The sequence below is a fragment of the Variovorax sp. MSC1_012 genome (genome assembly GCF_023667525.1).
Lineage (GTDB): Bacteria > Pseudomonadota > Gammaproteobacteria > Burkholderiales > Burkholderiaceae_C > Variovorax > Variovorax beijingensis_B.
Genome location: NZ_CM174443.1, coordinates 3487253 through 3510181, shown reverse-complemented (window position 1 = coordinate 3510181; position 22929 = coordinate 3487253). Strand labels below are relative to the sequence as shown.

The window sequence follows — 22929 nt, the reverse complement described above, 5'->3', positions numbered from 1 at the left end:
CCTCAGCGCGCGAGCTGCCATTGCGGGCCGACGTTGGGGGCCAGGTGCGCGCCGGTGACCCAGTCCAGCTGGACATTCGGGTTGTGATAGGGGTCGTGCTCGAAGCGATCGATCCACTTGGTGCTGGCATGCGCCTGCTCGCGCGCTGCCCGCTGCCGCTTCTCTTCGGAAACATGGTCGTGCCCGCGCGAGGCGCTCTCCAGGTGCAGCAGCGAGGCGAACGGCGTGCAGATGTTGCGGTAGCCCGCATCGTTCACCTTCAGGCACAGGTCGATGTCGTTGTAGGCCACCGGCAGGTGCTCGCCGTCGAAGCCGCCCACCTGCTCGAACACCGCGCGCCGAACCGCCAGGCAGGCTCCCGTGACCGCCAGGTAGTCGCGCGTGCCGGCGAGCCGCCCGTCCAGGCCGGTGTCGGTGGCGCCGTCGGTGCGGCAGACATGCATTGCCAGCGGGCCGCTCTGCAGCATGACGCCGGCATGCTGGACCGTGCCGTCGCCGTACAGCAGCTTGGCGCCGACGCAGCCGATGTCCGGCCGCATGGCTTCGCCGACCATCTCCCTGAGCCATCCGCCATCGAGGATCTCGATGTCGTTGTTCAGGAAGAGCAGCACCTCGCCGGTCGAGGCCTGCACGCCGACGTTGTTGATGGCCGAGAAATTGAACGGGCCGGGCACGCGGAGCACGCTGACGCGAGGATCCACGGCCAGCTCGGCGAAGAGGGACAGCGTGGCCGGCTCGACGCTGTCGTTGTCGAGGATGAGGACTTCGAAATCCGGATAGTCGGTCTTGCGCAGCAGGCCGTCCAGGCAGGTCCTCACCAGATTGGCGCGGTCGCGCGTCGGCACGAGCACGCTGACCCGTGGCGCGGGACTGGGCAGTGGGCGGCGGACATGGTTGACGAACTCCGCGATCGGCGAGGGCAGCACCTCGGCCGCCATACCCGTCTGCTGGAACGCCGCTTCGGCCGCCACCCGCCGGGCCGCCGCCGCATAGGCCTCGATGGCCTGCCGCGTGTCGCCCGCATCCATGATCGGTGGAACCTGCCGGTGGTACAGCACCGAGGGAATATGGCGGACCTGGCTGCAGTGCAGCGGCATGGCCACCCTGCAGTGCAGGTCATAGCTGGCCGCCGGCTCGAATTCGGCACGAAAGCCTCCGGCCTCCAGGACGTTGGCGCGCTTCATCACGCACAGGCCGTCCAGCAGGTCGAAACCGAGCTGGGCCTCGGGGTCCCATGCCGACTTGAAGCGCGGCTTGCATCGCGCCTGGCCTTCGCCGATCCAGTCCTCGTCCGCGTAGATGACGGCCGCGTCGGGCCATTTCGCGAGCGCGAAGTGCATGGATGAAACGGCCTGCGGTGCGAGCCGGTCGCCCGCGAGGATCACTCCGAACCAAGTCTCGGCCGTGTGCTCGAGCGCGAGTTGTTGCAGTTCGAGCCGGCTTGCCGGCGCGCTTGCGGCCACGAGGCGGACATTGATCGAATCGCGGACGAACGAGAGCGCGTTGGTGACTGCTTCCGCGCGCAAGGGGGTGCATGCCACCACCACATCGAACCGCTGGCACAACTGTGGGGAAAGCGAGGCCAGGGTGGCGCGCAACTCTGCATCGTCGCCGCTGTCGGCAATTGCGAAGGTGATGCCATGCCGGTACGGGAGATGCGCCAACTCCAGGCGCAGCGCCGGATCTTCTTCCTTTGCGCAGGATACTTGTGCGTCGGTCCATGCCAGGTATTGGGCATCCGCGAAAGAGGAAAACCTGCACGCTGCAGCCCAATGGGCATATCGCGCTTGATCGATAGACAAATCATTCTCCAAGTCTTCAAGGGTCGGCAGTACCGAGGGCTCTCTGGCGTGCAGAGGTCCACCGATTCAGAATACCGAGAGAAGCAGCCAAGGAAGAATTGCAGGCTGGTAACAGCCTGTTTGAGCTTCGGCTTATTCAGTACGGATGTATGTGCTCGTTACCAGCGTACGCAGCGGTTTGCCGCGACCTGAAGGACAACGTGCCGACTGAATACCAGCACTTGTCTGATTTCGACGGCGGCGAGCTGGTGCCCCCGAGCGGATACCATGCCGCAACGGTTCCAACCGCCCGCGGCCAAAGCCGCTAGCGATCCATGGCTCAGGTGTCGTATCCGTTCGGATTGCCGTGCTGCCAGCGCCAGCTGTCAGCGCACATCTGGTCGAGCCCACGGCGGGCGCGCCAACCGAGCGTGACCTCCGCCAGCGAGGGATCGCCCCAATACGCGGGCACGTCGCCAGGCCGGCGCGGACCGATCTCATAAGGCAGTGGACGCCCGCTCGCGCGCTCGAAGGCATGCACCACCTCCAGCACCGAGGCGCCACGGCCGGTGCCGAGGTTCAGCGTGACCAGGCCCGCATGGCCTTGCGCATGGCGCAGGGCCGCCACGTGTCCTTCGGCGAGGTCCATCACATGCACGTAATCGCGCACGCCGGTGCCGTCGGGCGTGGGATAGTCGTTGCCGTGGATCAGCAGCTTGTCGCGCTGCCCCACCGCCACCTGGCATACGAAAGGCATCAGGTTGTTCGGCTTGCCCTGCGGGTGTTCGCCGATGAGCCCGCTTTCGTGGGCGCCGACCGGGTTGAAGTAACGCAGCAGCGCAATCCGCCAGCCGGGCTGCGCGCGCTGCAGGTCGGCCAGCGCTTCTTCCACCATGCGCTTGGAGCGGCCATAAGGGTTCGCCGGCCTGCAGGGCGCGTCTTCCGGAATGGGCGAGTGGTCGGGTTCGCCGTACACCGTGGCCGACGATGAAAAGATCAGCGTCCGCACGCCCGCTTGCTGCATGGCCGAGGCGAGCACGAGGCTGCCATGCACGTTGTTGTCGTAGTAGGTGAGCGGGTCGGCCACCGAGTCGCCCACGGCCTTGAGGCCCGCGAAGTGGATCACGGCCGCAAAGCTTTCTCCGCCCAGCACGCGGTCAAGCAGCGCCCGGTCGCGCACATCGCCCTCGATCAGCCGCGGCGCGCTGCCGGTGATCTGCCGCAACCGCTCCAATACCCGGATGTCGCTGTTGCCCAGATTGTCGAGAATGACCGGTGTGTATCCGGCGGCGGCGAGCGCGACGCAGGTATGGCTGCCAATGAAACCTGCGCCACCCGTCACCAGAACGCTTTTTGGGGCCATGAGAACTCTTGCTTGGTTGAATGGGCCGATTCTGTACGAGCTTTCCCGGGGCCGGTTTGCGCGCGCTCACTGCGCGGCCCTGTGCGAGAATCAATTGATTACATCTTTGCACGCGCTTCCATGCAGAACGAAGAGACAAGCTATCCCGGCATAGAAACCCAGACCGAAACGCTGACGCCCGTCGCGCCGGTCCGAAAACGCCCCAAGCCCGGGGAGCGGCGCGTGCAGATCCTGCAGGCGCTGGCCGCCATGCTCGAGCAGCCCGGCGCCGAGCGCGTGACCACCGCGGCACTGGCCGCGCGGCTCGACGTCAGCGAGGCCGCGCTCTACCGCCACTTCGCGAGCAAGGCCCAGATGTTCGAGGGCCTGATCGACTTCATCGAGCAGAGCGTCTTCACGCTGGTGAACCAGATCCTCGAGCGCGAAGGCGCAACAGGGGCCCAGCAGGCCGCAAGAATCCTCACGCTGCTCGTGCAGTTTGCCGAGCGCAACCCCGGCATGACGCGCGTCATGGTGGGCGACGCGCTGGTGTTCGAGAACGAGCGGCTCCAGCAGCGCATGAACCAGTTCTTCGACAAGATCGAGGCCACCCTGCGCCAGGTGCTGCGCGGGGCAGCCGCCGCGGACGGCTCGGCCACCCCGAGCGTGGATGCGCAGGTGCGCGCCGCGGCGCTCACGGCCTTCGTGGTCGGGCAGCTGCAGCGCTTCACGCGCTCGGGCTTCCGCCGGGCGCCGTCGGAACACCTCGAAGCCACGATCGCGCTGATCGTCTAGTTCGCTCGCCTATCGAGGCGATAGCTCAATGTGATGCAGCAAGGCTGCATTCATTGACAGAATGTATGGGCCCCTACAACTCCAGAGGAAAGCCCACCCATGACCGACTCCCGCAAGCTCACCACCGAAAATGGCGCGCCCGTCGAGAACAACCAGCAGTCGCAGACGGCCGGCCCCGGCGGCCCGGTGCTGATGCAGGACCACCACCTGATCGAAAAGCTCGCCCGCTTCGACCGCGAGCGCATTCCGGAGCGCGTGGTGCATGCGCGCGGCTCGGGCGCCTTCGGCACCTTCGAGGTGACGGCCGACGTATCGAAATGGACGAAAGCCAAGTTCCTCGGCCAGGTCGGCAAAAAGACCGAAGTGCTGGCGCGTTTCTCGACCGTGGCGCTCGAGCTCGGCTCGGCCGACACCGTGCGCGACCCGCGCGGCTTCGCGCTCAAGTTCTACACGGAAGAGGGCAACTACGACCTCGTCGGCAACAACACGCCGGTCTTCTTCATCCGCGATCCGCTCAAGTTCCCCGACTTCATCCACTCGCAGAAGCGCGACCCCTACAGCCACGTACAGGAGCCGAACAACGCCTGGGACTTCTTCTCGCACTCGCCCGAAGCCACGCACCAGTTCACCTGGCTGTTCGGCGACCGCGGCATTCCGAAGAGCTACCGCCACATGGACGGCTTCGGCTCGCACACCTTCCAGTGGGTGAACGCCAAGGGCGAGGCCTTCTGGGTCAAGTACCACTTCAAGACCAACCAGGGCATCGAGACCTTCGTGGCCGAAGAGGCGCAGCGCGTGGGCGGCGAAAACCCAAACCACCACCACCTCGACCTGCTGCATTCCATCGAGCGTGGCGAGTTCCCGAGCTGGAAGGTGCAGGTGCAGATCATGCCCGTGGCCGAGGCGCAGACCTACCGCTTCAACCCCTTCGACCTGACCAAGGTCTGGTCGCACAAGGACTATCCGAAGATCGACATCGGCGTCCTCACGCTCAACCGCAATCCCGAAAACTACTTTGCCGAGATCGAGCAGGCCGCGTTCAACCCGGCCAACTTCGTGCCCGGCATCGGCCCCTCGCCCGACAAGATGCTGCAGGGCCGGCTGTTCAGCTATGGTGACACGCAGCGTTACCGCCTGGGCATCAACCACACGCAGCTGCCGGTGAACCGCCCGCATGCGACCACGGCGCAGAACTACGGCCGCGACGGCGCGATGCGCGGCGACGGCAACGGCGGGCGCGGCCCCAACTACGAGCCCAACAGCTTCGGCGACGCGCCCAAGCAGAGCAACGAGCCGGTCTACGCGCCGCTCGAGATCCATGGCTGGACCGGCAGCCACCAGTGGCAGAAGCACCCCGAGGACAACGACTTCGTGCAGGCCGGCGACTTGTATCGCCTGATGGACGAGGAAGCGAAGCAGCGGCTGGTGAACAACATCGCGGGCGGCCTGGGCGCCGTGACGCGGCAGGACATCATCGACCGCTCGGTGAGCTACTTCCGCCAGGCCGATGCCGACTACGGCGCGCGGCTCGACAAGGCCATCAAGGCCGTGCAGGCGAAGCTCAAGGGCGAGGAAGTGAGCGTGCAGGTCGGCAAGCCGGCGCACGACGCCAGCCGCAGTTGATCCGCGGCGGCCCCATGTACCCTGGGTACCCAGGGTACGGCGTGGGGGCCGGGCGTCGCGCTCGACTTGCCCGGTTGCGAAGCGTAGGATCAGCGCCCCCTTGCCGCTGAGTCGCGGCGACAAGTTCCGTGTTCGTGTGGCTTCTGAACGGAGGTTCGTATGAGCTATCACCTGGAAGGTCGCCTGCTCGAGGTATGCAACTGCAACGTCCTGTGTCCCTGCTGGATCGGCGAGGACCCTGACAACGGCACCTGCGACACCATCGTCGCGTGGCGCATCGACAAGGGAACCATCGACGGCGTCGACGTCGGCGGCAACACCATCGCGGCCGTGGCGCATGTGCCCGGAAACATCCTCGAAGGCAACTGGACGGCGGCGATCTTCGTCGACGACAACGCCTCCAAGGCGCAGGAAGAGGCGCTGCTCAAGGTCTACACCGGGAAGGCCGGCGGGCCGATCGCCGATCTGGCCGCTCTCATCGGCCAGGTGGTGTCGGTCGAGCGGGCGCCCATCCGCTTCACTGTGAACGAAGGCAAGGGCGAGCTGGAGATCGGCACCAACTACTACGCCGAACTCGAGCCCTACCGCGGCGCAACCGGCGGCCAGACCACGCTGTCGGACACCGTGTTCTCGACGGTTCCGGGCGCGCCGGTGTTCGTCGGCAAGGCGCCCACCTACCGGTCGAAGAACCCCGCCCTCGGCATCGACCTAGACATCAAGAACCACAACGCCCTGCAGAGCACCTTCGTCTTCGACGCATGAGCGCTGCGCCGGGCTGCCCCAAGCAAGCTCGCACCGCAGTGCGGAGCACGGAGCTTACCCAGTGAACCCGACGGCCGGCTCGCCGCCGCGCAATGTCACCCGTCACCGCCGCGTGTTCCTGCCGGTTCTCGCTGCGCTGGCCGCGCTTGCGTGGATGGCGTTGTGGGCCTGGGCGCGCAGCCCCTACGGGCGCTATCTCGAACACGGCGACTGGACCGCCTCGGGGCCGGCCGCGTTCCTGTGCCAGGCCATTCCCGCCGGCGGCTTGATCGTGCCCGCGGTGCTCTACGCCGCGGCATGGATCCTCATGACGGCGGCCATGATGCTGCCGACCACGCTGCCGCTGTTCAACGCCTTCGACCGCCTGACCGCGGGGCGAGCGGACCACGCGCGCCTGCTCGTGATGCTAGGGCTCGGCTACATGGCCGTGTGGGGTGCCTTCGGGCTGCTGGCGCACGGCCTCCACAGCGCGGTGCTGGCGCTGCTCGCGAGCGCGCCCACGCTGGCCTGGCACGGCTGGGTGATCGGTGCCGCGACCATTGCGCTGGCCGGCGCCTTCCAGTTCAGCCGCCTCAAGCACCGCTGCCTGGAGAAGTGCCGCACGCCGCTCAGCTTTGTCATCGAGCACTGGCGCGGCCACGCGCAGGCCCGCCAGGCCTTCGCGCTGGGCATGCACCACGGCCTGTTCTGCGTCGGCTGCTGCTGGGCGCTGATGCTGCTGATGTTCGCGCTCGGCACCGGCAGCCTGGGCTGGATGCTTCTGCTGGCCGCCGTCATGGCGCTGGAAAAGAACGTTCCCTGGGGCCATCGCCTGAGCGCGCCGCTCGGGTTCGCGCTGCTGGGCTGGGCCGTCTTCATGGTGGCGACGCATGTCTGAAGCCATGTCCGAAGCGCGCCGCGCGCCGTCCACCCTGCAGACCGTCGCGCTGACCGCGGTGGCCATGGTGGCGTTCGCGGCCAATTCGCTGCTGTGCCGGCTCGCGCTGCAGCAGCGCGGCATCGACCCGGCCAGCTTCGGCAGCATCCGGCTGGTTTCCGGTGCGCTCACGCTCGCGCTCGTCGTGCAGTTCCGGGCACGGCCTGCCGCGCCCGGCAGTGCCGACTGGCTCGCGGCAGCCATGCTGTTCGCCTACGTCGCCTTCTTTTCCTTCGCTTACCTCAGCTTGTCCGCGGGCACGGGCGCGCTGATCCTGTTCGGCGCGGTGCAGCTCACGATGCTGGGCGCGGGCCTGGGCTCCGGCGAGCGCTTCGGGCCCGTGGCATGGCTCGGCTTCGTGCTGGCGGCCGGCGGGCTCGTCTACCTGGTGCTGCCGGGCGTCGCGGCGCCGCCGCTGCTCGGCGCCGTGCTGATGGCCATCGCCGGCGTGGCATGGGGCGTGTATTCGCTGCGCGGCCGCGGCGTCCCCGATCCGCTGGCCGCCACGGGCCGCAACTTCATGCGGGCCGTGCCGCTGGCCCTGGCACTGAGCCTTGCCTTCGCGATGCGCGCCCATGCGGATGCGACCGGCATCGCGCTGGCCGTGGCCTCCGGCGCATTGACCTCGGGCCTCGGCTATGTCGTCTGGTATGCGGCGCTGGCACGCCTTTCGGCCATGCAGGCAGCCACCGTGCAGCTGTCGGTGCCGCTCCTGGCTGCCTTCGGCGGCGTGCTGCTGCTGTCGGAGGCGATCACGCCGCGGCTGGCGGCCGCCTCGGTGGCCATCCTGGGCGGCATTGCAATCGTGCTGAGCCAGAAGTCGCGCAACGCGCGCCGTTAGAAAGGAGCGCGGGCCTTTACGCGGCGGCGACCGCCACGCCCACCTTCGTTCCGGCCGCGACGATCTCGCCCCAGGTCGCGTCGTCCAGCCAGATGCCGTCGCGCTCGCGTGCCGTGCGTGCAGCGCGCTCCGGTTCGCCCGCGATCTGCACCTGGTCGAAGCCGGCGCCCGGCGGGCTCTGGCGCAGCCACTCGACGAAGGCCGTCGCTTCCTGCGCGAAGCTGGCCTGGGTTCCCAGTTTGGCGGGGTCGATCAGGATCGTCAGCATGCCGTTGAGCACCGTGCGTGCCGTGTCGGCCGGGCGGTGCCAGGTGCCGCCACCGGTGAGCGCACCGCCCAGCAGCTCGCATGCCATCGCCATGCCGTAGCCCTTGTGCTCGCCGAAGGTCATGAGCGCGCCGAACAGGCCGTTGGCTTGCGGCACCACCACCACGCCCGGGTCGTTGGTGGGCGCGCCGCGCTCGTCGATCAGGTAGCCGTCGGGCACCCGTTCGCCCTTGTTGTGGGCGACGCGCATCTTGCCCTGCGCCACGCGGCTGGTTGCAAAGTCGAGCAGGAAGGGCTCGGCGCCCGCCAGCGGAATGCCGATGCAGCACGGGTTGGTGCCGAAGCGTCCGTCGCCGCCGCCCCATGGCGCCACCACGGGCCGCGACAGCACGTTGACGAAGTGCATCGAGACCAGGCCCTCGGCCGTCGCCATCTCGGCGAAGTGCCCGATGCGGCCCAGGTGGTGCGCATTCGCAAGCGTGAAGATGCAGCTGCCGTGCTGCTTCGCCCGCTCGATGCCGAGCGCCATCGCCTGCACGCCCACGATCTGGCCGTAGCCACGCTGGCCGTCTAGCGCGAGCAGCGTGCCGATGTCGGTGTTGATCCTGACCGCGGCATTGGGCACGAGCCCGCCTTCGGCCACCGCATCGACATAGCGCGGCAGCATGCCCACGCCATGCGAATCATGGCCGCTCAGGTTGGCCAGCACCAGGTTGGCGGCCACCTGCGCGGCTTCGGCCGGCGTGCTGCCGGCGGCCGTCAGGATATTGGCGCATTGCGATTGCAACGCCGCGGCGGGAAGGGTCTTGGGCATCAATTGACTCCGTTGGTTTGATCAAGGGCCGCGCAGCAAGGCCCGTTCGTGAAACACCGCGGAACCGGCTTTGCCGGGCCGCTGGTGTTGCCCCCGGTGAGGGGGTTGGCGAAGCGACACGAAGTACGCGCAGCCTGGGGGGTGAGCTACATCACAGCGCCGACTTGCCACGGCACGAATTCATTTTGGCCGTAGCCGTGTTTCTCGCTCTTCGAAGGTTCGCCGGATGCCGTGGCCAGCACCAGCTCGAAGATCCGCTGGCCCATCTCCTGGATCGAGCTGGTGCCATCGACGATCTCGCCGCAGTTGATGTCCATATCCTCTTCCTGCCGCTGCCACAGCGCCGAGTTGGTCGCGAGCTTGAGCGAAGGAGAGGGAGCGCAGCCATACGCCGAGCCGCGCCCGGTTGTGAAGCAGATGATGTTCGCGCCGCCGGCGACCTGCCCGGTGGCGCTCACCGGGTCATAGCCCGGCGTGTCCATGTAGACGAAGCCGTGCGCCGTGACCGGCTCGGCGTATTCGTACACCGCCTCGAGGTTGCTGGTGCCGCCCTTGGCCACCGCGCCAAGTGATTTCTCGAGGATGGTCGTCAGGCCGCCCGCCTTGTTGCCCGGCGAGGGGTTGTTGTTCATCTCGCCTTCGTTGATCTCGGTGTAGTGCTCCCACCACTTAATGCGGTCCACCAGTTTCTGGCCGACCTCGCGCTTGACGGCTCGACGCGTGAGCAGATGCTCGGCGCCATAGACCTCGGGCGTTTCGCTCAGGATGGCCGTGCCGCCGTGCGCCACCAGCAGGTCGACCGCCGCACCGAGGGCCGGGTTGGCGCTGATGCCCGAGTACCCGTCCGAGCCGCCGCACTGCAGCCCGATCGTGATGTGCGCCGCGCTGCAGGGCTCGCGCTTGACCGCATTGGCGCGCGGCAGCATCTCGTTGATCAGCGCAATGCCTTTTTCGACCGTCTTGCGCGTGCCGCCGGTGTCCTGGATGTTGAAGGTGCGGAAATTCTCGCCTTCGGCCAGGTGGCCGGTCGCGAGCCAGGCGTTGATCTGGTTCGCCTCGCAACCCAGGCCCACCACCAGCACGCCCGCGAAGTTGGGGTGCGTGGCGTAGCCCGTGAGCGTGCGCTCCAGGATCTGCATGCCCATGCCCTGCGTGTCCATGCCGCAGCCCGTGCCGTGGGTGAGCGCCACGATGCCGTCGACATTCGGGTAGCCGGCCAGCGCCGACGGATTGGTCTTGCGCGAGAAGTGGTCGGCAATGGCGCGCGCCGCGGTGGCCGAGCAGTTCACGCTCGTGAGCACGCCGATGTAGTTGCGCGTGGCCACGCGGCCGTCGGCCCGCCTGATGCCCATGAAGGTGGCCTCGCGCTTCGCGGGCGCGGGCTTCACGTCGGCGCCGAAGGCGTAGTCGCGCTCGAAGTCGCCCTTGTCGGGCCCCATGTCGAGGTTGTGCGTGTGCACGTGCTCGCCGGCCGCAATCGGCTTGCTCGCGAAGCCGATGATCTGGTTGTAGCGGCGCACCGGTTCGCCAACGGCAATGGCGTGCGTCGCCACCTTGTGGCCGGCGGGAATCAGGCCGCGCACGGCGAAGTCTTCGACCTTGGCGCCGCCGACCAGCTGGCTGCGCGCGATCACGACATCGTCGGCCGGATGCAGGCGAATGAAGGGATTCATCGTGGAACTCGTGTTGTGTTGGGGATCAGAAGAACATTTTGGGCAACCAGAGTACCAATGAAGGTACATAGGTGATCACCACCAGCGCCAGCAGCAGTGGAATGAGCCACGGAAGAATGGCCATCGTGGTGCGCTCGAAGCTCAGGCCCGCCACGCGCGCCAGCACGAACAGCACCATGCCCATCGGCGGATGCAGCAGGCCGATCATCAGGTTCAGCACCATCACCAGGCCGAAGTGGATCGGGTCCACACCCAGCTGCGTGGCAATCGGCAGCAGGATCGGAACCAGAATGGTGATGGCGGCCGTCGGCTCCAGGAAGCAGCCCACGAACAGCATCAGCAGGTTGGCCAGCAGCAGGAACACCCAGGCTTCCTTGGTGAAGCCCAGCACCCAGCTCGCGATGTCGGTGGTCACGCCGGTGGCGGTGAGCATCCAGCCGAAGATCGACGCGGCCGCCACGATGAACAGCACGGTGGACGTGGTCTCGATGGTGTCGAGGCAGACCTTGACGAACATCTTCCACGACAAGGTCTTGTACCAGCCGAAGCCCAGGATCATCGCCCACACGCAGGCGGCAATCGCGCCCTCGGTGGGTGTGAACAGGCCCGTGCTCATGCCACCGATCAGCAGCACCGGCGTCATGATGGGCAGCAGCGCCTCGAAGCGGAAGATTCGGTCCAGCACGAACAGCGAAGCCAGCCCCGCAAGCACCGTGAGCTGCGGCGGCGTGCCCAGCTTGGCCACCAGCAGCCACATCAGGAGCGGCCAGGCGATCACCACGGCCAGCTCGCACATGGCCTTGAAGAAGCGCGTGCTCGAGAACTTGACGTCGCCGCCCCAGCCGTTGCGGTGCGCGAAATAAGCCACCGTGAGCATCATCAGAATGGCCAGCAGCGCGCCAGGCAGGATGCCCGCGAGGAACAGCGCCCCCACCGACACGTTGGCCATCATCCCGTAGATCACGAAGGGCAGGCTGGGCGGAATGATCGGGCCCAGCGTGGCCGAGGCGGCGGTCACGCCCACCGCGAACTCGGTCGAATAGCCATGCTCCTTCATCGCCTTGATCTCGATGGTGCCCAGGCCCGCGGCATCGGCAATGGCCGTACCGCTCATGCCCGCGAAGATCACCGATCCGAGCACGTTCACATGGCCCAGCCCGCCCTTGAGCCAGCCCACCAGCGCGAGCGCGAAGTTGTAGATGCGGGTGGTGATGCCCGCGTTGTTCATCAGGTTGCCGGCCAGGATGAAGAAGGGCACCGCCAGCAGCGGAAAGCTGTCGATGCCGCTCACCATGCGGTGGATGACGACGAACGGCGGCAGGCTGCCGCTCACCACGATGTAGGCCAGCGAGGCGCCGGCCATGGCCACGGCCACCGGAATGCCGCCCGCCATGAAGATCAGGAAGAATATTTTCAGCATGCAGTTGTTCTCGGGGGCTCAGCGGTCGGCGAGAGTGGACTCGGGGCGTTCGAGCACGCTGTAGCCGCGCTTCCAGTGGATGCGCGCCACCTGCACCGAGCGCCAGGTCATCGCGACGAAGCCGAACAGGCACAGGCCGTAGACGATGTTCATGGGCGCATCGACGATGGTCATGCGCGTGGTGTTGCCGATCTTCAGCATCATCTGCACCGTCATGACCACGGCTGCGGCAAAGAAGGCGGTGCGCAGCACGTCGACCGCGCGCGACACCCAGCGCCCCATGGCCGCCGGCATGTGGCGATAGAAGAAGTCGACCTGGATCTGGTTGTTCTTCGCGACCCCGATGGCGGCGCCGATGAAGACCACCGCGATCAGCATGTAGCGCGCCACCTCCTCGGTCCAGGCGGCCGAGTCGTTCATCACATAGCGCGTGACGAACTGGTAGAACACCGTGAGCGCGAGCATCCAGAAGATCGCGAGCGAGATCCAGCCTTCGGCGATGGTGTGGGAAAGGTCGACGGCTTCGTCTTCCGCGTGGAAGTGGCCCTCGTCGTCGATGATCTTCTGTTCGTCAGTCAACGCAATCTCCTGTACGGCTTCAGCGGCAAGCGAAGCGAAGCCCTTTCGGGAGGCACCGCGGAACCGGCTTTGCCGGGTCGCTGGTGTCGCCCCCTTGAGGGGGAGGCGGCTACACGAAGTGAGCCGCTTCGGGGGTGTTACTTAATTGCTGTGATGCGGTCGTAGTCCTGCTGGCGGTAGCCGTGGTCCGTGGGCTTGGTGTTCTTCAGCACCGCTTCGCGGAAGGCGGCCTTGTCCACGGTGATCACGTTGTTGCCGCGCTTCTTGAACTCCTCGGTCAGGCGGATTTCCGAGGCGATGATCTCGCGGCCGGTCTTTTCGGCGGCCTCCTGCATCACGTCGCTGAAGATCTTCTTCTCGTCCGCCGAGAGCTTGCCCCACAGCTGGCCGGAGACCACGGTCAGCAGCGAGTCGACGATGTGGCCCGTGAGCGAGATGTTCTTCTGCACCTCGAAGAACTTCTTGGCCTCGATGGTGGGCAGCGGATTCTCCTGCGCATCGACCGTGTTGTTCTGCAGCGCAAGATAGACCTCGGCGAACGCAATGGGCGTGGCGTTGGCGCCCAGCGCCTTGGGGAAGGCCAGGTAGGCCGGTGCGTCGGGCACGCGGATCTTCAGGCCCTTCATGTCTTCGGGCTTGGCCACCGGCCTGGCGGCGCTCGAGGTGACGTGCCGCGCGCCGTAGTAGTTGAGCGCCGTGATGTGGTTGCCGCTCTTGTCGTCGTAGCCCTTGGCAAGTTCCTTGAACACATCGCTCTTGGCGTACTTCAGCAGATGCTCCGCATCGCGGAAGATGAACGGAAAGTAGGTCACGGCCAGCGGCTTGTAGGTGTTGCCTGCAAAGCTCGCGCCGGTCAGCACGATGTCGACCGTGCCCAGCGTCAGGCCCTGGTTGATGTCCGACTCCTTGCCCAGGCTGGAGGCCGGGAACACCTGGATGTCGTACTTGCCGTTGGTGCGCTTCTTGATTTCTTCCGCAGCCCACACCGAGTACTTGTGGAACGGTTCGGAGGTTTCGTAGACGTGTGCCCACTTGAGCTTGGTCTGCGCGCCGGCGATGCCGGCCGTGCCCAGCGCGGTGGCCGCCAGGGCGCAAGCGGCGATGGCCTTGAGGGTGTTGCGTTTGCTGTTCATCGGTTTGTCTCCGTTGTAGTGATGGGGTGGGAAGGTTGCTGGCGGTTCAGGACGAAGCTTTTTTTGCGCGGCGCCAGCTCGCGCTGAATCGTTGGTGCGAGTTGTCCATGTGGAGGTGCATGGCGGCGCGCGCGGCCTCGGCATCGCGTGCCGCCACGGCGTCGCGGATGGCCTCGTGCTCGGCAATGGCCGAGCGCCAGGAGGCCACCGTCTCGAAGTAGCCGCCCAGGCGCGTGAAGATCGGGCCGTTGCGCGAATCCCAGAAGCTCTGCACCGTTTCCACCAGCACGGCATTGCCGCTGGCATTGACGATGGCTACGTGGAACTCGCGGTCGCCCTCGAGCGGCAGTATTTCGCGGTCGGCGAGCCCGCGCATCGTTTCGATGGCGCGGGACATGGCGTCGATGTCCTTGCGCTTTCCCACGGCGGCCGCAATGGCGGCGGTCTCGCCCTCGATCACGCGGCGCGCGCGGATCAGCTCGAGCGGCCCCCATTCGGTGGGCGCCACCGGCTTGCTCGCGCGGTGCGAGCGGTCCAGCACATACACGCCCGAGCCCGTGCGAACCTCGACCCAGCCCTCGACCTCGAGCGCGATCAGCGCCTCGCGCACCGAGGGCCGGCTCACGCCGAGCTGCTGGGCCAGGTCGCGCTCGGCCGGCAGCCGCGCGCCGACGGCGAACTCGCCCTTGCCGATCAGCCCGCGGAGCTGGTCGGCAATCTGGCGATAGAGGCGTTGGGGTTCGACGGTCTGGAGCGGCACGGGTGGGCGGGGTTAAGGGTTGTCCTGAATTGGACAAGTGGTAAGGCCAATTCAGAATACGATCCGCACCGCGCCGCTGCCATCGGGCCAAACCCTGAACGCTGAACGGCCGGTGCTCCACTTTCCAAGGAGACATGCATGAGACTCAAGGGCAAGACCGTGCTCGTGACGGCGGCAGGACAGGGCATCGGCCACGCGAGCGTGCTCGCCATGGCCGCCGAAGGCGCGCAGGTCTGGGCGACCGACGTGAACGAGAAGCTGCTCGAGCGCTACGCGGGCGTCGCCAACGTGCGCACGGCCAGGCTCGACGTGCTCGACAAGGATGCGATCGGCGCCTTCTTCAAGAGTCTTCCCGCGCTCGACGTGCTGTTCAACTGTGCTGGCGTGGTGCACAACGGCACCGCGCTCGACGCCACCGACAAGGACCTCGAATTCGCGTTCGCGCTCAACGTGCGCGCGCAGTTCTGGACCATCCAGGCCGCGCTGCCCGGCATGCTGGCCGCAGGAAGCGGCAGCATCATCAACATGGCGAGCGTGTGCTCCAGCATGAAGGGCCTGCCCAACCGCTTCGTCTACGGCACCACCAAGGCCGCGGTGCTGGGCCTGACCAAGAGCGTGGCGGCCGACTTCGTGGCGCGGGGCATCCGCTGCAATGCGGTGTGTCCCGGCACGGTCGACACGCCCTCGCTCGGCGAGCGCATCAACGCCAACGAGGACCCCGAGGCGGCGCGCCGCGCCTTCATCGCGCGCCAGCCCATGGGCCGGCTCGCGCAAGCCGAGGAAATCGCGCCCGTGGTGGTGTTCCTGGCCAGCGACGAATCGGTGTTCGCCACCGGCCAGGCCTTCACGGTGGACGGCGGCATCACCATATGAACCAGCTCGACTTCGCGGGCCGCCACGCAGTGGTGACCGGCGGCGCGGCGGGGTTGGGCTTCGGCATTGCCGAGCGGCTGGTCGCATCGGGCGGCAGCGTCACGCTCTGGGACCGCGACGAGGCCGCCGCCGCCAAGGCCGCAGCGGCGCTCGGCCCCAAGGCCTTCGCGGTGAAGGTCGACGTGGCGCAGCAGTCTTCCGTGGCCAGCGCCTTGGCGGCCACGCTCGCGCATTCGCCGCGCATCGATGCGCTGGTCAACAGCGCCGGCATCACCGGCCCCAACACGAAGCTGTGGGACTACCCGGTGGACGACTGGCGCCAGGTGATGGAGGTCAACATCAACGGCGTGTTCCTGTGCTGCCGCGAAGTGGTGGCGCAGATGCGAAAACAAGGCTACGGCCGCATCGTCAACATCGCCTCGGTCGCGGGCAAGGAGGGCAACCCCAACGCCAGCGCCTACAGTGCAAGCAAGGCCGCCGTGATCGCGCTCACCAAGTCGCTGGGCAAGGAGCTGGCCGACACCGGCATCCGCGTCAACTGCGTGACGCCCGCGGCGGTGAAGACCGCCATCTTCGACCAGATGACACCGGAGCACATCGCGTTCATGCTGTCGAAAATACCGATGGGCCGCTTCGGCACGGTGGAAGAGGTGGCCGCGATGGTCGGCTGGCTCTGCACCGAAGATTGCTCGTTCTCCACCGGCGCCGTGTTCGACCTCTCCGGCGGCCGCTCCACTTACTAGTCTCCCAAAGAAAGGACAACATGAAACTCGTTCGCTATGGCAATCCCGGCAAGGAAAAGCCCGGCCTCATCGACGACAACGGCCAGCTGCGCGACCTGAGCGCGCTGGTCAAGGACATCGGGCCCGAGCAGCTCGGCGACGCCGCGCTGGCCAAGCTGCGCAAGCAGAAGGTCGACAAGCTGCCGCTGGTCAAGGGCAAGCCGCGCTTCGGCAGCCCGGTGGCCAACGTCGGCAAGTTCATTGCCATCGGCCTGAACTATGCCGACCATGCGGCCGAGTCCGGCCTGCCGATCCCGAAGGAGCCGGTGGTCTTCATGAAGGCCACCAGCTGCATCCAGGGCCCGAACGATCCGGTCATGCTGCCCAAGAACTCGGTCAAGAGCGACTGGGAAGTCGAGCTCGGCGTGGTCATCGGCACGCGCGCGCGCTACGTCTCGCAGAAGGACGCGCTCAACTACGTGGCCGGCTACTGCACCATCAACGACGTGAGCGAGCGCGAGTTCCAGATCGAGCGCGGCGGCACCTGGGACAAGGGCAAGGGCTGCGACACCTTCGGCCCCATCGGTCCGTGGCTCGTGACGCGCGACGAAGTGCCCAATCCGCAGAAGCTGTCGATGTGGCTCGACCTCAACGGCAAGCGCATGCAGACCGGCAGCACCAAAACGATGATTTTCAGCATCGCCAAGATCGTGAGCTACCTGAGCCAGTTCATGACGCTCCTGCCCGGCGACGTCATCACCACCGGCACGCCGCCCGGCGTGGGCCTGGGCATGAAGCCGCCGCTCTACCTGAAGAAGGGCGACGTGATGACGCTGGGCATCGAAGGCCTGGGCGACCAGCGCCAGGAAGTGGTGCCGTTCAAGCTGTAAGCGGCAAGCGAGCAGCCACGAACGGCGCGGCGGGCGATGTCCCGGCGCGCCGTTCTTGTTTGTGCCGCTGCGGTTTTAAATGTCCCATTGACAGAACATTGAAACTGCAAAAACATCAAAGGCATGTCGCAGATGCCTTTGCCGAAGTACCACCAGATCTACCTGGTCCTGCGTGAGCAGCTGCACGAAGGCCGTTTCGCGGAGGGGCTGCCCGGCGAGCTCGCGCTCATGGCGCAGTTCAATGTGGCGCGCGTCACGGTGCGGCGCGCACTCGAGCAGCTGTCCTCCGAAGGCCTGATCGCGCGCAACCCGGGGCGCCGCACGCGCGCGCTGCCGCCCGTGCTCGCGGGCGAAGCGAACGGAGGCAACAGCATGGAGCGCGCCAATCTGCGCGGCCTGCTCGAGAATCTGGTGACGATGGGCCTGCACACCTCGGTGAAGGTGATCGAGGTGGCCACCATCACGGCCTCCACCCAGGTGGCCGAGGCGCTGCAGCTGCAGTTGGGCGACCCGGTGCAGAAGGCGGTGCGCGTGCGCTCCACCAAGGAAGGCCCGCTCTCGCACATCACCACCTACGTGCCCGACACGATCGCGCGCCGCTTCGGCCGCCGCGAGCTGTCGAAGAAGCCGATCCTCGTGCTGCTCGAGGAATCGGGCGTCAAGGTGGGGCGCGCGCACCAGACCATCTCCGCGCGCCTGGCCGACAACCTGATCGCGCAGCACCTCGACGTGTCGGTCGGCTCCGCGCTGCTCGCGGTGCGCCGCCTGATCTACGACGAGGACGAGCGGCCCGTGCAGTGGCTGCACGGCCTTTACCGCCCCGACCGCTACACCTACGAAATGCAGCTCTCCCGCGTGGGCGGCATCGACGCGAAGGTGTGGGTCAGCAAAGACGTGTCAGCCAAGTTCAACTGAAGAGAAAAAGGAAAGCCCCATGCAGAACCGCCGCAGTTTCGTGTCGCAGTCCGCCGCCCTGGCGACTGCCGTCGCCTTCCCGCTCGTGGCCGGCGCGCAGCCCAAGACCATCAAGGTTGGCGTGCTGCATCCGGTCACCGGGGCGTTGGCCTATTCGGGCCAGCAGTGCCGCCTTGGCGCGCTGATGGCCATCGAAGACATCAACGCCGCCGGCGGCATCAAGTCGCTCGGCGGTGCGAAGCTCGAAGCCCTGCTGGGCGATGCGCAATCGCAGCCGCAGGCCGGCGCGGCCGAGGTCGAGAAGATGAACGAAGCCGGCGCCTCGGCCATCGTGGGCGCCTACGCCTCGGCCATCTGCCTGGCGACCACGCAGGCGGCGGCCAAGTACAACCTGCCGCACGTGGTCGACGTGGGCGTGGCCGACCAGATCGTCGAGCGTGGCCTGAAGAACACCTTCCGCTTCGGCCCCGGCTACAGGAAGTCGACCGAGGTGGCCATGGCCAACCTGCTGGTGCTCAACAAGGCCGCAGGCAACCCGGCCAAGACGGTGATGATCATTCATGAGGAGTCGCTGTTCGGCGCCGGCACCGCGCAGCTGCTCTCGCGCGAGCTGCCGGGCTACGGCTTCGAGGTGAAGGAGGTGGTGAAGCACGCCAACCCCACGCGCGACTTCAACAACATCGTGCTGCGCATGAAGTCGGTCAACCCCGACATCGTGATTCCCGCCAACTACTACAACGAATACGCGCTGCTGGTGCGGACCATGCAGCAGCAGAAGGTGGTGCCGAAGGCGATCTTCTCGGTGCTGGGCGGCGCCGCATCGAGCTACAAGTTCGTGAAGGAGTTTCCGGATGCGGCCAACGGCATCATCGACTGCAACCACTGGTTCAACCCGAAGGACAAGCGCTCGCAGGAGCTGCGCAAGCGCGTGGAGGCCAAGGGCCAGTTCTTCAGCTACGAGGTCTTCATGACCTACACATCGATGTGGCTGCTGGCCGATGCGCTGGAGCGCGCGAAGTCGGCCGAGCGCGCGGCCATCGTCGACGCGCTGGAGAAGAGCACCTTCTCGAATCACATCATGCCGTACGGCCCGACGAAGTTCGTCAACGGACAGAACGAGGGCGCGCAGCCGTTGATGACGCAGGTGGTGAAGAATGACATCAAGGTGATCATCCCGCGCGACTACCGCGAGGTGGAACCTGTGTTTCCGCTCAGGGCATGAACACGTCGCTGCATGGCTGCGGGTGCGTCCCCCTGTATTCCGGCCGCGCTTGTTTCACCCTGAAGCCCGGTATGCGGTGCGGGCCGGGCGAACCCCTCTGCGCCGCCGAGGAGCGCAGCGTTTCGCGGATCAGGGCTCGCAGCTGTTTGAGCGAAGCGAGTTCTGCGAGACCCCGCGAAACGCGAGCACCGCAGGGCAGCCCGAAGGGCCGGCGCAGTGGGGTCGCACGGCCCGCACCGCATACCGGGCGGCTCCCACAAAGCGCACAAAACAAATGTTCGATCTAAGCATCCTCTTCCCCTCGATCCTGAACGGCCTCACCACCGGTGCCGTGTACGCATTGATCGCGCTGGGTCTCACGCTGATCTACGGCGTCCTGCACATCATCAACTTCGCTCACGGTGCGAGCCTGATGCTGGCGCTGTATGCGGTGTACTTCCTCAAGGAGCGCTGGGGCATCGACCCCTACATGGCACTGCCCATTGCGGTGGCAGGCATGTTCACGCTCGGCTATGCGCTGCAGCGCGTGGTCATCAACCGCGCAGGCCACGGCAAGGACGAGAACATCCTGCTCGCCACGCTCGGCATCGCGATCGTCATGGAGAACCTCGCGCTGCTGTTCTTCAAGTCGGACACCCGCAGCATCGACACCGCCTATTCGCTCAGCACCGTCGCCATCGGCCCCGCGATGATCGCCGTGCCCAAGCTCGTGGCCTTCGCGGGGGCGCTCGTCGTCTCCGGCATCCTGTTCTGGATCATGGGCCGCACCGACCTCGGCCGCGCCATCCGCGCCGTCGCCAAGGAGAAGGAAGGCGCCAAGCTCATGGGCATCGACGTGGACCACGTCTACGCCACGAGCTTCGGCATCGGCCTGGCCTGCCTGGGCGCTGCCGCGTGCTTCCTGCTGCCGGCCTATTACGTCAACCCGCAGGTAGGCGGCGGCTTCGTGCTCGTGGCCTTCACCATCGTCGTGCTAGGCGGCATGGGCAGCTTCGTCGGCGCGCTCGCCGGCGGCTTCCTGGTCGGCGTGGTCGAGTCGCTCGGCGGGCTGTACCTCGGCGAGTCGCTCGGGCAGATCGGCATCTTCGCGATCTTCATCGGCGTGGTGCTGTTCCGGCCCCAGGGCATGTTCGGAGCCAGGGCATGAGCAGCGCGCACAGACAACTCGCGGGCATCGCGCTCTTCGCGGTGCTGGCCGGCTGCGTGCCGCTCGTCACGAAGTCGGGCGTGACGCTGAACTTCGTGATGATGGCGCTCTACGCCACGCTCATCGCGCAGGCCTGGAACATTCTCGGCGGCTTCGGCGGGCAGTTCTCGTTCGGGCATGCGCTGTTCTTCGGCACCGGGGCCTACATCCAGGCCATCGCGCAGCTGCAAGGCGGCATCAACGCCTGGGTCGCGCTGCCGCTGGCGGTGGCCGGTGCCGCGCTGGTCGGGCTCTTCGTCGGCGCGCTGAGCTTCCGCTACGGCCTCAAGGGCTCCTATTTCGCGCTCGTCACGCTGGCCTTCGCGGAAGTGTTCCGCATCCTCGCGCTGTCGGTGAACTTCACGGGCGGCGGCGTGGGCCTGATGGTGCCGTTGCGCGAATCGGTGGCCAACCTGCAGTTCACCTCGCGCGCCGGCTACCTGTGGGTGGTGCTGGCCATGGTGGTGCTGGCGCTGCTCGTGACCTGGTGGCTGCGCAACGGCCGCTTCGGCGCCTACCTCCAGGCCGTGCGCGACAACGAGGATGCGGCGCGCGCCGTGGGCGTGAACCCGTTTCGCGTCAAGCTCGCGGCCATCGGCATCTCGGCCGCCTTCATGGGGGCGGCCGGTGCCTTCTACGTGCAGGTGTTCCAGTACATCGACGCCGGCATCGCCTACGGCCCGGCCGTGTCGGTCGAAGCCCTGGTGGCGGCCATCGTGGGCGGCATGGGCACGCTGTGGGGCCCGGTGCTGGGCGCGGTCGTGCTGCACCTGCTGTCGGACCTCACGCGCAACCTGTTCGGCGAACTGCCGGGCATCAACATGGTGATCTACGGCACGGTATTGGTCGTGATCGTGATCTTCCTGCCGCGCGGCGTCGCGGGGCTGGGGCTGTCGGTGCGGCAGCTGTGGAATGCCAAGGGAGGCCGTCATGACTGAGGCGCTGCTGGCCGTGGGGGGACTCTCGCGTTCCTTCGGCGGACTGAAGGCCGTGCAGGACGTCAGCCTGTCGGTGAAGGAGGGCAGCCTGAGCGCGCTGATCGGCCCCAACGGTGCCGGCAAGACCACGCTCTTCGCGCTGATGTCGGGCTTCCTCAAGCCCGACGCCGGCACCGTGCGCTTCGCGGGCCAGGACATCACGGGCCGCGAGCCGCACCGCAATGCGCTGCTCGGCATGACGCGCACCTTCCAGATCGTGAAGCCCTTTGCGGCGCAGACGGTGCGCGAGAACATCGCGGTCGGTGCGCACCTGCACCTGCGCGGGCGCCGCGAGGCGCTGGCGCATGCCGAGGCCATCGCGCTGCGCGTGGGCCTCGCGCCGCAGCTCGACAAACCCGCGTCGGACCTCACGGTGGCCGGCCGCAAGCGGCTCGAACTGGCGCGTGCCCTGGCCACGCGCCCGCGCCTGCTGCTGCTCGACGAAGTGCTTGCCGGCCTCAACCCGCAGGAGATCGCCGAGATGATGCCGGTGGTGCGCGGCATCGCCGACAGCGGTGTGACCGTGCTGATGATCGAGCACGTGATGCAGGCCGTGATGCACCTGGCCGAGCATGTGTGGGTGCTGGCGCAGGGCCAGCTGATTGCCGAAGGCAGCCCGGCGCAGGTGACCTCCGACGACAAGGTCGTCGAAGCCTACCTGGGCCAGGGCACCGCGGCGCGGCTGCGCAAGGCCGCCTCGGGAGTCCAACCATGACCGCATTGCTGGAGATTCAAGGCCTGCGCGGCGGCTACGGCCGCGTCGAGGTGCTGCGCGGCGTCGACCTGCAGGTGAACGCCGGCGAAATGGTCGCGCTGCTCGGCAGCAACGGCGCGGGCAAGTCCACGCTCAACAAGATGGTCTGCGGCCTGTGCCCCGCCTGGAGCGGCAATGTGCGCTTCGACGGCAAAGACCTGAGCGGCGCGCACTACCGCGACGTGGTCAAGGCCGGCCTGATCCAGGTGCCCGAGGGGCGCAAGGTGTTTCCCAACCTCAGCGTGCTGGAGAACCTGGAGCTCGGCTCCTTCACGCGGGCGCGCGAGCGCCGCGCGGCCAACGTCGAGAAGATGTTCCACATCTTCCCGCGGCTGCGCGAGCGCATGGCGCAGCACGCCGGCACCATGAGCGGCGGCGAGCAGCAGATGCTGGCCATCGCGCGCGGGCTCATGGCCGAGCCCGTGCTGCTGATCCTCGACGAGCCCTCGCTCGGGCTTTCGCCGCGGCTGGTGGAAGAGATGTTCACGCTGATCCGCGAACTGCGCGACGGCGGCCTCGCGGTGCTGCTGGTGGAGCAGAACGTGGGCCAGTCGCTCGAGATCGCGGATCGCGCCTACGTGCTGGAGAACGGCAGCGTTCGCTTTTCGGGCCTGCCCGGCGAGCTGCTCGGCAGCGACGAACTGCGGCGCGCCTACCTGGGGCTCTGAAGCCCGCGTACCCATC

The 22929-nt window shown here is 67.0% G+C and carries 22 protein-coding genes; 14 read left to right on the top strand and 8 right to left on the bottom strand.

The annotated features are described in order from the left end of the window. Nucleotides 1-2: 2 nt before the first annotated feature. A complete protein-coding gene (locus L1081_RS16595) occupies nt 3-1664 on the bottom strand; it encodes a glycosyltransferase (RefSeq protein ID WP_489413156.1) in 1662 nt (553 codons plus the stop codon). A gap of 457 nt (nt 1665-2121) precedes the next feature. Next, on the bottom strand, nt 2122-3144 hold the full coding sequence (galE, locus tag L1081_RS16590) for a UDP-glucose 4-epimerase GalE (RefSeq protein ID WP_489413155.1): 1023 nt from the start codon (nt 3142-3144) through the stop codon (nt 2122-2124). Between the two features lie 120 nt (nt 3145-3264). Between galE and slmA the strand changes: the two genes are divergently transcribed. From slmA to L1081_RS16565, 5 genes are all read left to right on the top strand, one after another. Beyond that, a complete protein-coding gene (gene slmA / locus L1081_RS16585) occupies nt 3265-3918 on the top strand; it encodes a nucleoid occlusion factor SlmA (RefSeq protein WP_124959796.1) in 654 nt (217 codons plus the stop codon). A 99-nt stretch (nt 3919-4017) separates the two neighbouring features. Next, nucleotides 4018-5541: a catalase gene (locus tag L1081_RS16580; protein ID WP_489413154.1), complete on the top strand. Its 1524-nt coding sequence runs from the start codon at nt 4018-4020 to the stop codon at nt 5539-5541. 159 nt (nt 5542-5700) lie between these two features. Beyond that, complete coding sequence (locus L1081_RS16575; RefSeq protein WP_489413153.1) at nt 5701-6303, top strand: DUF1326 domain-containing protein; 603 nt, start codon at nt 5701-5703, stop codon at nt 6301-6303. 61 nt (nt 6304-6364) lie between these two features. Continuing rightward, nucleotides 6365-7180 carry a copper chaperone gene (locus L1081_RS16570; RefSeq protein WP_489413152.1) on the top strand — a complete coding sequence of 272 codons (816 nt, stop codon included), beginning with the start codon at nt 6365-6367 and terminating at the stop codon, nt 7178-7180. Next, nucleotides 7173-8060 carry an EamA family transporter gene (locus tag L1081_RS16565; RefSeq protein WP_489413151.1) on the top strand — a complete coding sequence of 296 codons (888 nt, stop codon included), beginning with the start codon at nt 7173-7175 and terminating at the stop codon, nt 8058-8060. The genes L1081_RS16570 and L1081_RS16565 overlap by 8 nt, the downstream gene beginning before the upstream one ends. A 16-nt stretch (nt 8061-8076) precedes the next feature. Here the strand turns inward: L1081_RS16565 and L1081_RS16560 are convergent, their stop codons facing one another. From L1081_RS16560 to L1081_RS16535, 6 genes are all read right to left on the bottom strand, one after another. Then, nucleotides 8077-9141, bottom strand: coding sequence for a malate/lactate/ureidoglycolate dehydrogenase (locus L1081_RS16560; RefSeq protein WP_489413150.1), 1065 nt, complete (start codon nt 9139-9141; stop codon nt 8077-8079). A gap of 146 nt (nt 9142-9287) precedes the next feature. Further along, nucleotides 9288-10814: a D-arabinonate dehydratase gene (locus L1081_RS16555; protein WP_489413149.1), complete on the bottom strand. Its 1527-nt coding sequence runs from the start codon at nt 10812-10814 to the stop codon at nt 9288-9290. 25 nt (nt 10815-10839) lie between these two features. Further along, nucleotides 10840-12234: a TRAP transporter large permease subunit gene (locus tag L1081_RS16550; protein ID WP_489413148.1), complete on the bottom strand. Its 1395-nt coding sequence runs from the start codon at nt 12232-12234 to the stop codon at nt 10840-10842. A gap of 18 nt (nt 12235-12252) precedes the next feature. Continuing rightward, nucleotides 12253-12813 carry a TRAP transporter small permease subunit gene (locus L1081_RS16545; RefSeq protein ID WP_489413147.1) on the bottom strand — a complete coding sequence of 187 codons (561 nt, stop codon included), beginning with the start codon at nt 12811-12813 and terminating at the stop codon, nt 12253-12255. 137 nt (nt 12814-12950) lie between these two features. After that, nucleotides 12951-13946, bottom strand: coding sequence for a DctP family TRAP transporter solute-binding subunit (locus L1081_RS16540; protein WP_489413146.1), 996 nt, complete (start codon nt 13944-13946; stop codon nt 12951-12953). A gap of 46 nt (nt 13947-13992) precedes the next feature. Next, a complete protein-coding gene (locus L1081_RS16535) occupies nt 13993-14706 on the bottom strand; it encodes an FCD domain-containing protein (RefSeq protein ID WP_489413145.1) in 714 nt (237 codons plus the stop codon). A 138-nt stretch (nt 14707-14844) separates the two neighbouring features. On the opposite strand from L1081_RS16535, the gene L1081_RS16530 reads away from it, so the two are divergent. The 9 genes from L1081_RS16530 (at nt 14845) to L1081_RS16490 (ending at nt 22913) form a co-directional block, all read left to right on the top strand. After that, the gene (locus L1081_RS16530; RefSeq protein WP_489413144.1) at nt 14845-15579 is read left to right on the top strand and encodes an SDR family oxidoreductase; all 735 of its coding nucleotides are present in this window, start codon (nt 14845-14847) and stop codon (nt 15577-15579) included. Continuing rightward, entirely contained in the window at nt 15576-16322 is a 747-nt protein-coding gene (locus L1081_RS16525; RefSeq protein WP_489413143.1) for a glucose 1-dehydrogenase, read from the top strand. The genes L1081_RS16530 and L1081_RS16525 overlap by 4 nt, the downstream gene beginning before the upstream one ends. A 20-nt stretch (nt 16323-16342) precedes the next feature. Further along, nucleotides 16343-17191, top strand: a complete 849-nt coding sequence (locus L1081_RS16520; protein ID WP_489413142.1) for a fumarylacetoacetate hydrolase family protein — start codon at nt 16343-16345, stop codon at nt 17189-17191. A 132-nt stretch (nt 17192-17323) separates the two neighbouring features. After that, a complete protein-coding gene (locus tag L1081_RS16515; RefSeq protein ID WP_489416801.1) occupies nt 17324-18106 on the top strand; it encodes a UTRA domain-containing protein in 783 nt (260 codons plus the stop codon). Nucleotides 18107-18125: 19 nt separating this feature from the next. Continuing rightward, nucleotides 18126-19328 (top strand): ABC transporter substrate-binding protein, encoded by a 1203-nt coding sequence (locus L1081_RS16510; protein WP_489413141.1) that lies wholly within the window; start codon nt 18126-18128, stop codon nt 19326-19328. Between the two features lie 274 nt (nt 19329-19602). Next, the gene (locus L1081_RS16505) at nt 19603-20475 is read left to right on the top strand and encodes an ABC transporter permease subunit (protein ID WP_489413140.1); all 873 of its coding nucleotides are present in this window, start codon (nt 19603-19605) and stop codon (nt 20473-20475) included. After that, nucleotides 20472-21452 carry an ABC transporter permease subunit gene (locus L1081_RS16500; RefSeq protein WP_489413139.1) on the top strand — a complete coding sequence of 327 codons (981 nt, stop codon included), beginning with the start codon at nt 20472-20474 and terminating at the stop codon, nt 21450-21452. Before L1081_RS16505 ends, L1081_RS16500 begins: the two co-directional genes overlap by 4 nt. Next, nucleotides 21445-22206 (top strand): ATP-binding cassette domain-containing protein, encoded by a 762-nt coding sequence (locus tag L1081_RS16495; RefSeq protein WP_489413138.1) that lies wholly within the window; start codon nt 21445-21447, stop codon nt 22204-22206. Before L1081_RS16500 ends, L1081_RS16495 begins: the two co-directional genes overlap by 8 nt. Next, entirely contained in the window at nt 22203-22913 is a 711-nt protein-coding gene (locus L1081_RS16490) for an ATP-binding cassette domain-containing protein (RefSeq protein WP_489413137.1), read from the top strand. The genes L1081_RS16495 and L1081_RS16490 overlap by 4 nt, the downstream gene beginning before the upstream one ends. The last annotated feature ends 16 nt before the right edge of the window (nt 22914-22929 follow it).

Coding starts and splice junctions, on each gene's coding strand:
- galE (WP_489413155.1), bottom strand. CDS start 3,144: ATGGCCCCAAAAAGCGTTCTGGTGACGGGTGGCGCAGGTTTCATTGGC.
- slmA (WP_124959796.1), top strand. CDS start 3,265: ATGCAGAACGAAGAGACAAGCTATCCCGGCATAGAAACCCAGACCGAA.
- L1081_RS16580 (WP_489413154.1), top strand. CDS start 4,018: ATGACCGACTCCCGCAAGCTCACCACCGAAAATGGCGCGCCCGTCGAG.
- L1081_RS16575 (WP_489413153.1), top strand. CDS start 5,701: ATGAGCTATCACCTGGAAGGTCGCCTGCTCGAGGTATGCAACTGCAAC.
- L1081_RS16565 (WP_489413151.1), top strand. CDS start 7,173: ATGTCTGAAGCCATGTCCGAAGCGCGCCGCGCGCCGTCCACCCTGCAG.
- L1081_RS16560 (WP_489413150.1), bottom strand. CDS start 9,141: ATGCCCAAGACCCTTCCCGCCGCGGCGTTGCAATCGCAATGCGCCAAT.
- L1081_RS16555 (WP_489413149.1), bottom strand. CDS start 10,814: ATGAATCCCTTCATTCGCCTGCATCCGGCCGACGATGTCGTGATCGCG.
- L1081_RS16550 (WP_489413148.1), bottom strand. CDS start 12,234: ATGCTGAAAATATTCTTCCTGATCTTCATGGCGGGCGGCATTCCGGTG.
- L1081_RS16540 (WP_489413146.1), bottom strand. CDS start 13,946: ATGAACAGCAAACGCAACACCCTCAAGGCCATCGCCGCTTGCGCCCTG.
- L1081_RS16530 (WP_489413144.1), top strand. CDS start 14,845: ATGAGACTCAAGGGCAAGACCGTGCTCGTGACGGCGGCAGGACAGGGC.
- L1081_RS16525 (WP_489413143.1), top strand. CDS start 15,576: ATGAACCAGCTCGACTTCGCGGGCCGCCACGCAGTGGTGACCGGCGGC.
- L1081_RS16520 (WP_489413142.1), top strand. CDS start 16,343: ATGAAACTCGTTCGCTATGGCAATCCCGGCAAGGAAAAGCCCGGCCTC.
- L1081_RS16515 (WP_489416801.1), top strand. CDS start 17,324: ATGCCTTTGCCGAAGTACCACCAGATCTACCTGGTCCTGCGTGAGCAG.
- L1081_RS16510 (WP_489413141.1), top strand. CDS start 18,126: ATGCAGAACCGCCGCAGTTTCGTGTCGCAGTCCGCCGCCCTGGCGACT.
- L1081_RS16505 (WP_489413140.1), top strand. CDS start 19,603: ATGTTCGATCTAAGCATCCTCTTCCCCTCGATCCTGAACGGCCTCACC.
- L1081_RS16500 (WP_489413139.1), top strand. CDS start 20,472: ATGAGCAGCGCGCACAGACAACTCGCGGGCATCGCGCTCTTCGCGGTG.
- L1081_RS16495 (WP_489413138.1), top strand. CDS start 21,445: ATGACTGAGGCGCTGCTGGCCGTGGGGGGACTCTCGCGTTCCTTCGGC.
- L1081_RS16490 (WP_489413137.1), top strand. CDS start 22,203: ATGACCGCATTGCTGGAGATTCAAGGCCTGCGCGGCGGCTACGGCCGC.